The sequence below is a fragment of the Pseudomonas sp. S11P7 genome, from assembly GCF_023195435.1.
GTDB lineage: Bacteria > Pseudomonadota > Gammaproteobacteria > Pseudomonadales > Pseudomonadaceae > Aquipseudomonas > Aquipseudomonas fluorescens_G.
Genome location: NZ_JALPKS020000002.1, coordinates 4,158,355 through 4,171,245 on the forward strand (window position 1 = coordinate 4,158,355; position 12,891 = coordinate 4,171,245).

Here is a 12,891-nt window from a genome sequence, read left to right on the forward strand (position 1 = left end):
TTCCGCCCCTGGAACCTCTGTTACCGCTTTACAGACAAGTGGCAAGCACCCGCGCAAGCTTTTGCGCGCGCGGGTCCATCAAAACATAGGGCCCAAGGGTATTTGTCACGAAACCGAACGCAACATCATGCTCAGGATCAGCGAAACCGATGGAACCGCCCGCTCCCGGATGGCCGAACGCGCGCGGGCCGAGGCCGTAGGTGGCGTTGGGCACGTCGGGTTGGTCGAGCATGCAGCCGAGACCGAAACGCGTGCGGGTCAGCAACGTCTTGTCGTCGCCGAGGCTGTGCTCACGGGTCAGCTCCTGGAGCATGTCGCTTTCGAGCAGGCTGCCGTCGAGCAGACCAGCATAAAACCCGGCCAGACTGCGCGCATTGCCATGGCCGTTCGCCGCTGGTTGCTGCATGCGTCGCCATTCCGGTTTGTTGGTGCTGGTCAGCACCGACGGCGGATTGGTGAAGGCACGGGTGGTCATGGCCGTCGGTTCGCGCATGGTCACTTGCAGCAAACGCTGGGCCGCGGCATCGCCGGGGTTACCCTTTCCGCGGGCGATGTGCGCCACGCGATGAAACTCTTCATCGGCCAGACCGACATGGAAATCCAGCCCCAATGGCTTGGCCACACGAGCGACGATGGATTCACCCGGCCCACGGCCGTCAGCGCGGCGCAGCAATTCGCCAACCAGCCAACCGTAAGTGATCGCGGCATAACCGTGACCGGTGCCCGGCGTCCACCACGGAGCTTCGGCCGCAAGGGCATCGACCATGGTTTGCCATTCGTACAAGGCTTCGGGAGCGAGCAGTTCGCGCAACGCCGGCAGGCCGGCCTGATGGCAGAGCAGTTGGCGCAGGGTTACCGACTCTTTACCGGCGGCGGCAAATTCCGGCCAATAGCGGGCGACCGGTACATCGAGTTGCAATTTGCCTTCGGCCACCAGTTGCAGCGCGGTGACCGCAGTAAACGTCTTGGTGCAGGAGAACAGGTTGGCGATGGTGTCGCTGTGCCAGGCTTCGGCGCCGTCCTTGTCGGCAGTACCGGACCAGAGGTCGACGACGGTTTGTCCACCAACCTGAATGCACAGGGCTGCGCCGCGTTCCTGGGGATCGTCGAACAGTGCGGCAAATGCTTCGCGCACCGCTTCGAATTGAAGCTCGTAATGACCCTGAATCTGCACCCGCAACTCCCCCGCGAAAACGCTCTACAAAGTGGCCCGCATTGTTCCAGCCCTTGAGGGATTTGGGAACAGGCGCGGGCCAGACGGTTGTTCTGGAAATTTTGTCGAGGCGGCTCGCGCCCACAGGGGATATCAGCTGTTACCGAAATCCTGTGTGGGAGCGAGCCTGCTCGCGAAGAACGATAACGCGGTGTCTCAGAACTCAGTGACCATTGGCAGAATGCCCACCCGCATGTCCGGCCCCAGCCGCCTTACCCGCCTCCCCTTTGCGCCCGCCCTCAGTCTCGTGAGCCGGGGCTTTCTGCACCTCTTTACCCAGTTGCTCCAGCGCCTGCAAATTACTCTTGCGCACGGTTTCGACAAAACCCTGATATGGCAGATCAGTGACCCCGACCAGACCGAAGTGGCCGTTCTCGCCATCCAGCAAACGCCCGGTTACCGGTTGGTCCAGATACTGGAACCAGTGCACGCCCACAATCGACGGCTCGTTCAGCGCCTGTTTGAGGAAGTTGGCATAGGCCGGGCCGCGATCTTCTTCTCGCGCTACCTGCGTCACCCCACCCCAGAGTGGGCCGCGATCGGTCGAGCCGAAATTGAACTCGGTGATCAGCACCGGCTTGTCCAGTGACGCAAGGGCGGCGAAGTCATGACCGTCCTGCGGTGTGAGTGTGTACATGTTGAAGCTCAGCACATCGCAATACTGCGCACAGGACGCCACCGCTTCCGGCGTGCTCACAGCGAAGCGCCCGCCGAGCAGCATCTGGTTAGGCGCGTGCCATTTCAGCGAGTCGGAAATGGTCTTGAAGTACGTGTCGGCGAAAACCTTTTGGAAGTATTTGAAGTCGGCCTCGATTTCCGGGTGTTCCGGGTTCGGCAGCGGCGGCACGAAGCCCGGGTCTTCCATCAATTCCCACGCCGGCAAATCGATACCCCAAGCCTTCGACAGCCCGGCCTGATTGCGGTACTTGTCGCGCAACTGCTTGAGGAAAGCGCGTTTGGCCGGTACGTCGGTGGTCATTTTCAGCGTGCCGTATGCCAGCGCGTAACGCGATTGGGGATCGTCGCCGGGACCAGCCCAGGCCAGTTCGTTGTCCGCGTAATAGCCGATCAGCCACGGATCGTCGCGATGATCACGGGCGGCAATCGCCACAGCGCGCTCGGTAGCCATGGCAAAACGCGGATCGAACGGGTCAGGCATGCCGCCCCACCAGTCGCTGCCGGTACTGATGCTGGTGTAGTCGCCGACAATCGACAGCGGCAAGGTGTACGGCACGCGCTCGGCATCGGCGAGCGCCGGTGCGCTCCAGTTGCCGATGGTGTTGAAGCCCCAGGCTTGCAGACGATCAAGGGTGCGCGTGGCCCATTGCTGCTCGTCGATATTCGCTTGGCACGGCGCGACGGTTTCGGCATGGACGATTTGCGCCGCGTCTGTCTGCGCAGCTTCGGCCACTCCGGATTTCGGCTCGACGACAGCCTCGGCGCCAGGCGCGGTGGTTTTCTCGGCGGACGTTTCGGCGGCTTCGGATTTGGCTGCCTCTGCCACGCCGGACTTGCCTTCGCTGTCCGCCTTGCATGGCGCGCCGTACAGCCGTTGCAGGTTGGCGGCGTAGAAGTCATACCAGCGACCATTGGCGTAGCCTCGGCCCTGATCGACTCCATTGCCACCGCGATTGTCGCCCTCCCCAAAATGACTGGCCAACGGTTCGTTCGGCTTGGGCAGCGCTTCGAACATATATTCGCGACCGCTCACGTAGGTGCGATTGACGTCGGGGCTGACGGTGTTAACGCCGAGGGAGTAGAACGGATGCCCTTCAGGGGTCACCAGATACCAGCGGCCGTCGCGTTTTTCAGTGTGAAAGAAACCGCTGGCCTTGAACGCCGGGCCCTGCTTCCAGCCACCGAACTTGTCCAGCGAAGACTTCTGGCGCTCGACCAGCCAGGTTTTCAGTTGTTGCTGTTCCCTGGCGGCGGCGGATTTCAGTTGCTGCTCGTCGGCGATTTTTTCCGGCCACTTGCCACGCGTCGATTGCCCGTAAGCATCGACCAGATTGCCATACACGGCCTGGGTGACCCCGTCGTCGCTCTGCACGCCGAAACGTTCGAGCAGCAGACTCTGGGCAACTTTCGGCTGATCCAGCGACAGACTGACCGAGACCACCTGACTGCGGTCGATGACGCCACTGCTGCTGGCCAGCAGGATGCGTTGACCCTCGACGGTCATCGGCATCGCCGGCCCGGCCTTCATGCCCTGGCTCAATGGCGTGGTGGCGACCAAAGGCACCAGCAGGGTCTGCGCCGGCCCGGCCGGCAGATCGACGCGGCTGACCAGGGTTTTGCCATCGTTGCTCTGAATCTGCACGTAAACCGTCACGGCCCAATCCATTGCGCTCTGCAGCCGCAGGGTCATCATGCCGGACTGCGACCAGTCCCATGCGCCGGTCTGCGGCGTCAAGCGCAGGGTCGGGCGGGCCACGGGATTGAAGGTCACACGGCGCAGCACCTCGCCCTCTGCGGTCTGCTCGGCGTTGGCTTGCGGCAGATCGGCATTTTCGGTGACAACCTTGACCACGTCGGCCGGGCGCACGAAATTGAACAGGGTCTGTTGACCGGCAGGCGCTGCGCACAACGGCGCAGCGAAGATCAGGGCGAATACAGCGGGCAACGAACGGCGAATCATAAGAACGGAGTTCTCCCTAACGACCCATCAAGGCCAGTGGAAAAGCGGTGGCAGAGAGATAGACAACACGGTGGGCGAAACCGCCCACCGGTGTCTCAGGATATTTCGCGGCGGAACGGCGGCAGTGCGTTGAGGATCGCCTTGCCGTAGCGCTGGGTAACCAGGCGCCGATCAAGCAAGGTGATGGTGCCGCGGTCTTCTTCGGTACGCAGCAGACGCCCGCAGGCCTGGACCAGTTTCAGCGAAGCGTCCGGCACCGAGATTTCCATGAACGGATTGCCGCCGCGGGCTTCGATCCATTCCGACAGCGCGGCCTCGACCGGGTCATCCGGCACCGAGAACGGGATCTTCGCGATCACTACGTGCTCGCAATAAGCGCCCGGCAAGTCGACGCCCTCGGCAAAACTGGCGAGGCCGAACAACACGCTGGAATCGCCGCCATCAACCCGCGCCTTGTGCTTGTTCAGGGTTTCCTGTTTCGACAGGTTGCCTTGAATGAACACTTGCTTGCGCCAGTCGCGGTCGAGGCCATCGAACACGTCCTGCATCTGTTTGCGCGAAGAAAACAGCACCAGCGTGCCGCGCGAGCCTTCGACCAGATCCGGCAATTCGCGAATGATCGCCGCCGTGTGCGCCGCCGCATCACGCGGGTCGGCCTTCAGGTCGGGCACGCGCAACACCCCGGCATCGGCGTGATGAAACGGGCTCGGCACCACCGCGGTAACAGCTTTTTTCGGCAGGCCGGCGCGCATGCGGAAACGGTCGAAAGTGCCCAGCGCCGTCAGCGTGGCGGAAGTCACCAGACAGCCGTAGGCCACGTTCCACAGGCTGCGGCGCAGGGTTTCTGCCGCGAGGATCGGGCTGGCGTTGACCTCGATGTCGAACAGCGAGCCGCTTTCGGCCAGAGTCAGCCAGCGCGCCATCGGTGGGCTGTCTTCCGGGTCTTCGGCGGTGAACGCGGTCCACAATTCCCAGTTGCCCGAGGCACGGGACAACAGGCTGCCGAACAGCGGATACCATTCTTCGGCCTGATTGCTGGCGATGCCGATGTTGACCTCACCATCCATGCCTTCCTTGAGCAGATCGGTCAAGCGCTGGAACAGATCATTGAGCCGCGAAAAGCCCTTCTTCAGCTCGATGCCCATTTCGCGCATGTGCTCGGGAATCACCCCGCCGACAAAGCGATGACGCGGGCGCTCGCGGCCCTCGACGTCTTCACCGGGTTTGAAATCGGCCACCTGTTCGCAGGCGCTGAACATGAATTGCTGCTGTGCCTTGATCTCGCGCGCCAGCTCCGGCACCTGCTCGATCAGCTTGCCCAGATCGCCCGGCAACGGGTGCTGAGCCAGCAGCTTGGTGAGGTTCTTGGCAGTGGTTTCCAGCCAGTCGGCAGTGGAACGCAGGCGCGTGTAATGGGCGAAATGGCCGATCGCCTTGTCCGGCAGGTGGTGGCCTTCGTCGAACACGTAGATGGTGTCGCGCGGATCCGGCAGCACCGCGCCGCCGCCCAACGCCAGATCGGCCAGGACCATGTCGTGGTTGGTGACGATCACGTCGACCTTGCCCATGCCTTCGCGCGCCTTGTAGAACGCGCATTGGCCGAAGTTCGGGCAATGCCGGTTGGTGCACTGGCTGTGATCAGTGGTCAGGCGCGCCCAGTCGGCGTCTTCCAGCGCATTCGGCCAACTGTCGCGGTCGCCGTCCCACTTATTGCCAGCGAGCTTTTCGATCATGCTGGTGAACAGCTTCTGACTGGCCTCGTCGACCTCGATCTTGAAGCCTTCTTCTTCAAACAGCTGCGCGGTAGCGGTTTGCGCGTGACCTTCCTGCAGCAGCATGTCGAGCTTGGACAGGCACATGTAACGGCCACGCCCCTTGGCCAGCGCAAAGCTGAAATTCAGCCCGCTGTTGCGCATCAGGTCGGGCAAATCCTTGTAGACGATCTGCTCCTGCAGGGCCACGGTCGCGGTGGCGATCACCAGACGCTTGCCGGCCAGTTTGGCGGTCGGGATCGCGGCGAGGCTGTAGGCCACCGTCTTGCCGGTACCGGTGCCGGCTTCCACCGCGACAATGGCGGGGTCGCCACTGCGCCGGCCTTCGTCATCGGTGTCGATATCACCGAGCACCTTCGCGATTTCGGCGATCATCAAGCGCTGACCGTAACGCGGCTTGAGGCTCTTGGCCTCTAGAAAACGCGAATAGGCGCCCTGGATCGTGGTTTTGAGTTCAGTGCTGATCATTGAGTGTCGGGCGCGGAAACGCTGGATAAATTTTCAGTAGTTTGGTTCGCCGGCTATCATACCTGCCTAATCGATTCTGCGCAGAACGGAGTGCCCGAATGACACCTTTTAGCCTCGTTTATCCCCTGCATGTCCTCGCCGCGCTGGTGTGGGTCGGCGGCATGTTTTTCGCCTGGATGGTCTTGCGCCCTGCGGCTGTGAAGGCTCTGGACGGGCCCGCCCGACTGACCCTGTGGGTGGAAGTGTTTCAAGGTTTTTTCCGTTGGGTCTGGGTGGCGGTGATCCTCCTGCCGATTTCTGGCGTAGGCATGTTGCATCTGCAGCAGGTCGGGTTCGAGACCGCGCCGAAGTATGTGCAGGTGATGATCGGTTTGTACGTGGTGATGACCGCGCTGTTCATCCGCATTCAGGGGCTGATGCTGCCTGAACTGCGTAAGGCGGTAGAAGCGAAGGACTGGCCGGCGGGTGCGGCAGTGCTGGGGCGGATTCGTCGGGTGGTGGGGATTAATCTGCTGGTCGGGTTGGTGCTGGTGGCGGTTGCGGCGGCACGGCCTTGATTGTTCCCACGCTCTGCGTGGGAACAATCTGAGGGTTGGCCGTTAAAGGCGCTGCACAGTCACAGCCCCCGCCGCCCCCACCGGCCCAGGCTGTCCATCCGCGCCGGCCTTGCCGTTCTTGCCGCCATCGGCGCGATATACCAGGCAGCCCTTGGACTTGCCGCCCTTGCCCGCCTTGCCGCCAATTCCTGCCGGCCCGCCGGCACCACCCGCCACGTTGACCTTGATCAGCTCGGCCGGAAATTCACGCGGTACCTCAAGGCGCACCAGCGCTCCCGGTGCGCCCGGCTGGCCATCGGTACCGTTGCTGCCATCGGAACCATGCCCGGCCGCGCCATAGGTGCAACCCGGATCTTCACCATTACCGCCGTCGAGCCCGACAAACCCCGGCGCGCCAGTGCCGCCACGGGCGTCGACCAACAGCTGCGGCGCGTTCAGCGCCTTGAATTGCAGATTCAGATTGCGTCCGGCACGGGCAGCCTTTTCATAAGTGCCCGGTGCCCCGCGCGCGGTGATCTGGCTGCCTTCGCTGAGGTCAGCGCGCGCCACTTTCATTTCCAGCGCCTGTTCGGCCGGGACGATCGCGATGCGCGCTTCATGGCCCAAACGCAATTCACCGACGTTCAATTCGGTCACGTTCGACGGGATCAGCAAGGTGCCGTAATCGGCTACTTCAAGCTTCTCCAGCTGCAAGGTGCTGGCAGTGTTGGGCAAACGCATCAGCGAGTTGGCTTCGACGCTGACCACCTGGGCGCAGGCCAAAGGACTGATGAATGCAGCGAGCAGGCAGAGTTTACGCATGGGAAGAAGCCTCCGGAGCGGCCGGGGCCGGGATGGTTTGCAGGTGGAAGATGCCGAACAAGAGAATGCGGCCACGATCACGCCAGGGATGCGGGCGACCTTTGAGGCTGCGGTTGCACAGCAGCACTTCGAGTACGTGGATCAGCAACAACAGACCACCGGCCAGATTGACCAGCAGGTGCAGCGGATGAACGAACGGCACCAGTTGATTGGCCAGCACCACGCAGCAGAACAGCAGGGTCAACAACCGCCCCAGCCACCAGAACACTTTCATACGCCCCCCGTGTTGCGAATTATTCTTTGCGCGCACAGTACCGGCTTCTACGGGGGATAAGCCAGAGGGTCAAATGAAAAAACTTCGCCATGCCGCTAAATGGCTGCCGGAGCGATAACGATCGCCCGGCAGCTCTAGCCTGCGCCCTGCAGCGGCGCCCTAGCGATTGATGTGCAGTTCCACACGACGGTTCTGCGCGCGCCCTTCGTCTGTGGCGTTATCCGCCACCGGCTCGCTTTCGCCACGGCCTTCGCTGGTCAGTTTGCCTGGCGCCAGGCCCTGACTGAGCAGATAGGACGCAACGCTGCTGGCCCGGCGTTCCGACAAGGCCTGGTTATACGCATCCGATCCCTTGCTGTCGGTGTGACCGATGACCTTGATGCTGACCACATCGGCGTTGCGCAACTTGTCCATCAGCGTATCGAGCTGCGCCGTCGCGGCGGGGGTCAGGTCAGACTTGTCGAAATCGAACAGCACGTCGCCAGCATCGCTGAGGGTGATGACTTCAGTTTGCGGCGCCGGCTCCGGCGCTTTGGTCGCCGCGGGGTACACCGGCAGCGGGCAACCGCGATGATCGACCTCGGTGTTTTCCGGGGTATCCGGGCAGCGGTCGCGGCGGTCGAATACGCCGTCGCTGTCTTCATCGCCGTCCTGGGCGTAACAGATCAGTCCGCCAGTCAAAATCCCCAGCGCTGCGCCGCCACCGGCCCAACCGCCACTTTCGATAGCGCCGAGGCCGCCACCGACCAGCCCGCCAAGAAGGCTGCAGATTGGCCATGTACGTTGATTGAGGGGTGCAGTGCCATCGCTGTGCGTGGCGCAACCGGTGAGCAGGCTGCCGAGCAGCAGTACCGGCAAGACGGACCTTGCGAAAACAGTCATGGTGAAAGCTCCTGTGTCACCGGCCCATACCGGTTACACAGGAGTAAAGACCCGCATCCGCGACTGCACAAGCCGCGGATGCGAGAGGGCTTAGCGGACGATTTTGATTTCGGTACGGCGGTTCTGCGCGCGACCATCGGCCGACTTGTTATCCGCCACTGGCTGGCTTTCACCAAGGCCGGAGACCGAGACGAAGCTGGCGCGTGGCACACCTTGCTGGATCAGGTACTCCACCACCGAATGCGCACGGCGATCCGACAGTTTCTTGTTGTAGGCATCGCTGCCCACGCTGTCGGTGTGACCGGTTACGGTCAGTTGCGCAGTCGAGGATTCCTGTTTCAGGCGGTCGGCAACCTTGTCCAGTACCTGTTTGTCAGGACCAGTCAGCGTGGCCTTGTCGAACTGGAAGTGCACATCACGGATGACGATGGTTTCTTCCTTGACCACTACCGCTTCTTCAACCACGGGCGCAGGGGCCGGTGGCGGGCAACCGTCAGCGTCGACCTGGACGCCTTTAGGCGTGCCCGGGCACTTGTCGCGACTGTCCGGCACGCCATCGCCATCCTCGTCGCCATCACCGTGCACCCAGCAATAGGCTGCGGCCGTACCACCGACGATCAGCGCACCGTAACCGGCCCACGAAGCGCTTTCTGTCGCACCGAGACCGGCACCGACCACACCACCGACCGCCGCACAGGTCGGCCAGTCGGTTTTCTGCAAACCTGCACAACCAGTCAACACACTGGTTAGCAGAACCAAGGGTAATGCTGTCCGAACTATGCTCATCTAGTTTTCTCCTGAGGGATCGGCTTAAAACCGATTCAGGGAGTAAAGACCGGAGTTTTAATCTCCGCCAGCAATAGGCCATTGCTGTTTGCGACCGTGTTCACAGGGCTTCGCCAGATTGGCGGGCAAGCGCACCGACGCAGCGCTTTGCCACCGCGCGCAGGCAGGCTAGTCTTGGCGGTCTGATTGAGGAGCCTTGATGAACGTCGCCATTTCTTCCCGCACGCCGCAACAGGCGTTGGCTGCCTTGCTGGATCGCTACGCGCCGGCGCGCTTGCTGTTGATCGGCGCCAGCGAATTTCCGGCCTTGAGCGCTTTTAAAGACGCGCATCCGGACACCGTCGTCGCCCACGCCGCACCAGGCGCATTGCCCGCCGAACTGGCGGCGCAGCGCTTTGATCTGGCACTGATCGTCGATTGCCTGGAACATTTGCCCAAGCGCGACGGCCTGAACCTGTTGGGTGGCATCCGTAACCTCAACGCCAGCCGCATCGCGGTATTGGCGGACCTCAGCCAGCGGCTGGCAGGAAACCGACTTCTACTCACTGGCGCTGCAGGCCAGTGAACGTTTCCAGCGCGACGATCAGGTGCTGACCCTGTTCACCTACGATCTGCTTGACTACAAACAAGTCCCCGACTGGCTCAATTCGCGGTTCTGGGCCAATCCGGAAAACTTCGGGAAATACTGGTGGTAATGCAATGAGTACAGCCATTTGTCCGTGCGGCAGCGGCAATCTGCTGCAAGCCTGCTGCGGCCATTATCACGAAGGCCAACCGGCACCGTGCGCCGAAGCGCTGATGCGTTCGCGCTACAGCGCCTACGTGCTGGGGCTGATCGATTATCTGGTGGCAACCACCCTGCCCGCGCAGCAGCCGGGGCTGGATCGCCAGTCGATCAGCAACTGGAGCGCGCAAAGCACCTGGCTCGGTCTTGAAGTCGAAAGCTCGGAAGTCTTCGGCGGTCAGCCGGAACACGCCTTCGTCACCTTCACCGCGCGCTGGCATGACGACCAGGGCGAGCACAGTCACCGCGAGCGTTCATCGTTCGTACAGAACGGCGGACGCTGGTATTTCATCGACCCGACCGTGTCGGTGAAGCTGGGGCGCAATGACCATTGCCTGTGTGGCAGCGGGCAGAAATTCAAGAAGTGCTGCTCGGGGTATTTCGGCGCGTAGACGGGCCGGCGACTAGACTGGGGTCAAAGGGAGTTCTGCTCGATGCTCGGTCAACGTCACACACTGCGATGGCTGCTTCTGATGCTGGTGTTGAACCTCGGCGGTTGCGCGTCGTGGTTCAGCGACGACAGCGTCGACCCCGCCGTGCATCTGGTGAAAGTCGAAGTGGTGCGGGCGAAATTGCTCGAACAGAGATTCATCCTGCATTTTCGCGTCGATAACCCCAACGATAGCGAGCTGACCGTGCGTGGTCTGGAATACCGCATCCATCTGGCCGACATGCTGCTGGCTGAGGGTGAGCACGAACACTGGTTTACCGTCAGGCCGAAGCACAGCGCGTATTTCAAGGTGCCGATCCGCACCAACCTGTGGCCGAAGGTCAAGGACGTGGTGAAAATGCTGAAAAAAACCGATCAGCAGATTCCCTATCGCTTGGAGGGCGAAATGGAAACCGGTTTATTCATCGCCCACTACGTGCACCTGAAGCGCAATGGCGTGATAATCCCCGCCGATTTAATTCCGGAGCAACACCGATGACCCAGCAACCCCATGTCCACGGCCCTGACTGCAACCACGATCACGACCATCATCACGAGCATGACCACGGCCACGTGCACGGCCCGAACTGCGGCCACGCCCACCAGGAACCGGTGCGCAACGCCCTGAAAGACGTCGGCCGCAACGACCCGTGCCCTTGCGGCAACGGCAAGAAATTCAAGAAGTGCCACGGCGCCTGATCCGCCAGGCGAAGCCTTTCTTCGCCCGTTAGACCGCCATCGCGAGCAGGCTCGCTCCCACCTTTGACTGCGTTCTTCACCTGGAACACGGTCCCCTGGAGTGAGCCTGCTCGCGATGAGGCCGGCACATCCAGCAGGGTTGTCGCCTGTTACACCGCCATCGCTTGCAGGCAAGCTCCCCAAAAAAACCGCCCCTTTCTCAGGCCGAGTGTCAGCTCGCCTGCTGTTTGCTGTTGATCTCGATCACCGGCGATGTCGAAGGCTTCGGAGCCTGAAAATCAAAAGCCCCTCACCCTAGCCCTCTCCCCGAGGGAGAGGGAACTGACCGTGGTGATTGGAAGATGTACGTCGACCCGCAATACCGAGTCGGACGCAATTTTTGAACGGCCCATAAGTCGGCTCCCTCTCCAGGGGGAGAGGGCTGGGGTGAGGGGCAGCCACACCGCAGATCAACAGCCAACCACCCGCTTCTACCCACTCAACAATGAGCGTTAGCTCGAGTGCCTTTGATCTTGATCTTGCGTCACCGGCGACGTCGGAAGGCTGAGCGCAGGGATTGATCCGGGCGTGGGAGCACAGCGACCGTCTGGCGCAGCCAGACACAGCGTAAGTAGGTGCAGCGAAGCAAACCGTAGCCGCGGCGCCCGGATCGATCCCGGAGCGAAGGGACCTGAGCTTGCGAGGGCCGAACGCAGGAGCAAGCGTTTTTTGCTTATTTTTTTTCTGGGCCGGCACTCCGGGCGTTTGAAAAAAGTGAGTCGCCGTCAGGCGAAACCGCCAGCCGCAGCACCCGAAGCAACGGATATGTACACAGCAACCAAAAAAAACCTGCGCCTGAAAGAAAGCCATCGCTTGCAGGCAAGCTCCTACATTTGGAATGCATTCCATCCGGAAGAACACGGTCCCCTGTGGGAGCCAGCCTGCTGGCGATGACGCCGGCATCTCCAATAGAGACATTCAGCCAGCCGCCAGAACCCGGGCACTGCTGACCACCGTCGCATACTCCCCGTGCAGATTCCCCAGCGACATACCATGCACCTCCTCAGCCGTTCGCGGTGTGCCGAAATAATCCACCTTGTCGAACGTAAAACACGCGTCCTCCACCACCCAGGCATCGAACCCGAGATTACCGGCAGTGCGCGCGGTTGATTCCACCGAGTTGTGAGTGGCTACGCCGACAATCACCAATTGTCCTATCCCCGCCTCGTGCAATCGCGCCTCCAGCCCGGTGGCAGAAAACGCATCCGGCACTTGCTTCTGGATCAGCCACTCGCCCTGCTGCGGCACAAATAGCTGCTGGAACTCCACACCCTCCTGCTCCGGCCAGAACACCGATTCCGGCGAGTGCGACAGATGCTGTACATGAATCACCGGGCGTGCGGTCCGGCGCCACAGCGCCAACAAATCAAGGATCCGTTCTTCCGCCTGCGGGTTATTTCTGCGCCCGAGACGCGGATGCAGAATGCCTTTCTGTTGATCAATGATGATCAATGCAGCGTTGCCCTTGAGCTCCATGGCGATTTTTCTCACGAGGTTTGATCGGTTTTCCTCAGTTCACCATCACCGCTTCGCCTCAGGCAACTGCAA

12 protein-coding genes and 1 pseudogene are annotated in these 12,891 nt (G+C 61.7%); 5 read left to right on the plus strand and 8 right to left on the minus strand.

Going from position 1 to position 12,891, the window contains the following annotated elements; all coding sequences use genetic code 11:
* Positions 1-28: 28 nt before the first annotated feature.
* The 3 genes from M0746_RS19130 to dinG form a co-directional block, all read right to left on the minus strand.
* Positions 29-1,174 (minus strand): serine hydrolase domain-containing protein, encoded by a 1,146-nt coding sequence (locus M0746_RS19130; RefSeq protein WP_258450246.1) that lies wholly within the window; start codon positions 1,172-1,174, stop codon positions 29-31.
* Between the two features lie 202 nt (positions 1,175-1,376).
* Positions 1,377-3,851 carry a beta-galactosidase gene (locus M0746_RS19135; RefSeq protein ID WP_258450247.1) on the minus strand — a complete coding sequence of 825 codons (2,475 nt, stop codon included), beginning with the start codon at positions 3,849-3,851 and terminating at the stop codon, positions 1,377-1,379.
* Between the two features lie 95 nt (positions 3,852-3,946).
* Positions 3,947-6,091, minus strand: coding sequence for an ATP-dependent DNA helicase DinG (gene dinG, locus M0746_RS19140; RefSeq protein WP_090282108.1), 2,145 nt, complete (start codon positions 6,089-6,091; stop codon positions 3,947-3,949).
* Between the two features lie 98 nt (positions 6,092-6,189).
* Here dinG and M0746_RS19145 point away from each other — a divergent pair, with 98 nt between their 5' ends.
* Positions 6,190-6,648, plus strand: coding sequence for a CopD family protein (locus M0746_RS19145; RefSeq protein ID WP_258450248.1), 459 nt, complete (start codon positions 6,190-6,192; stop codon positions 6,646-6,648).
* Between the two features lie 42 nt (positions 6,649-6,690).
* On the opposite strand, the gene M0746_RS19150 is transcribed toward M0746_RS19145, so the two are convergent.
* The 4 genes from M0746_RS19150 to M0746_RS19165 all read right to left on the minus strand — a co-directional run bounded on the left by M0746_RS19150 (position 6,691) and on the right by M0746_RS19165 (position 9,391).
* A complete protein-coding gene (locus M0746_RS19150) occupies positions 6,691-7,449 on the minus strand; it encodes a collagen-like protein (protein ID WP_258450249.1) in 759 nt (252 codons plus the stop codon).
* The gene (locus tag M0746_RS19155; RefSeq protein WP_208938452.1) at positions 7,442-7,723 is read right to left on the minus strand and encodes a DUF1145 domain-containing protein; all 282 of its coding nucleotides are present in this window, start codon (positions 7,721-7,723) and stop codon (positions 7,442-7,444) included. The genes M0746_RS19150 and M0746_RS19155 overlap by 8 nt, the downstream gene beginning before the upstream one ends.
* 159 nt (positions 7,724-7,882) lie before the next feature.
* Positions 7,883-8,605 carry an OmpA family protein gene (locus M0746_RS19160; protein WP_258450250.1) on the minus strand — a complete coding sequence of 241 codons (723 nt, stop codon included), beginning with the start codon at positions 8,603-8,605 and terminating at the stop codon, positions 7,883-7,885.
* Positions 8,606-8,695: 90 nt separating this feature from the next.
* Complete coding sequence (locus M0746_RS19165) at positions 8,696-9,391, minus strand: OmpA family protein (RefSeq protein ID WP_208938454.1); 696 nt, start codon at positions 9,389-9,391, stop codon at positions 8,696-8,698.
* A gap of 199 nt (positions 9,392-9,590) precedes the next feature.
* On the opposite strand from M0746_RS19165, the pseudogene M0746_RS19170 reads away from it, so the two are divergent.
* From M0746_RS19170 to M0746_RS19185, 4 genes and pseudogenes are all read left to right on the plus strand, one after another.
* Positions 9,591-10,086 (plus strand): annotated as a pseudogene (locus tag M0746_RS19170) (DUF6231 family protein).
* 4 nt (positions 10,087-10,090) lie between these two features.
* Positions 10,091-10,567: a YchJ family protein gene (locus tag M0746_RS19175; RefSeq protein WP_258450251.1), complete on the plus strand. Its 477-nt coding sequence runs from the start codon at positions 10,091-10,093 to the stop codon at positions 10,565-10,567.
* A gap of 42 nt (positions 10,568-10,609) precedes the next feature.
* The gene (locus tag M0746_RS19180; protein WP_258450252.1) at positions 10,610-11,104 is read left to right on the plus strand and encodes an LEA type 2 family protein; all 495 of its coding nucleotides are present in this window, start codon (positions 10,610-10,612) and stop codon (positions 11,102-11,104) included.
* The gene (locus M0746_RS19185) at positions 11,101-11,304 is read left to right on the plus strand and encodes an SEC-C metal-binding domain-containing protein (protein WP_034154967.1); all 204 of its coding nucleotides are present in this window, start codon (positions 11,101-11,103) and stop codon (positions 11,302-11,304) included. Before M0746_RS19180 ends, M0746_RS19185 begins: the two co-directional genes overlap by 4 nt.
* A gap of 957 nt (positions 11,305-12,261) precedes the next feature.
* On the opposite strand, the gene M0746_RS19190 is transcribed toward M0746_RS19185, so the two are convergent.
* Entirely contained in the window at positions 12,262-12,819 is a 558-nt protein-coding gene (locus M0746_RS19190) for a cysteine hydrolase family protein (RefSeq protein WP_258450253.1), read from the minus strand.
* Positions 12,820-12,891: the final 72 nt, after the last annotated feature.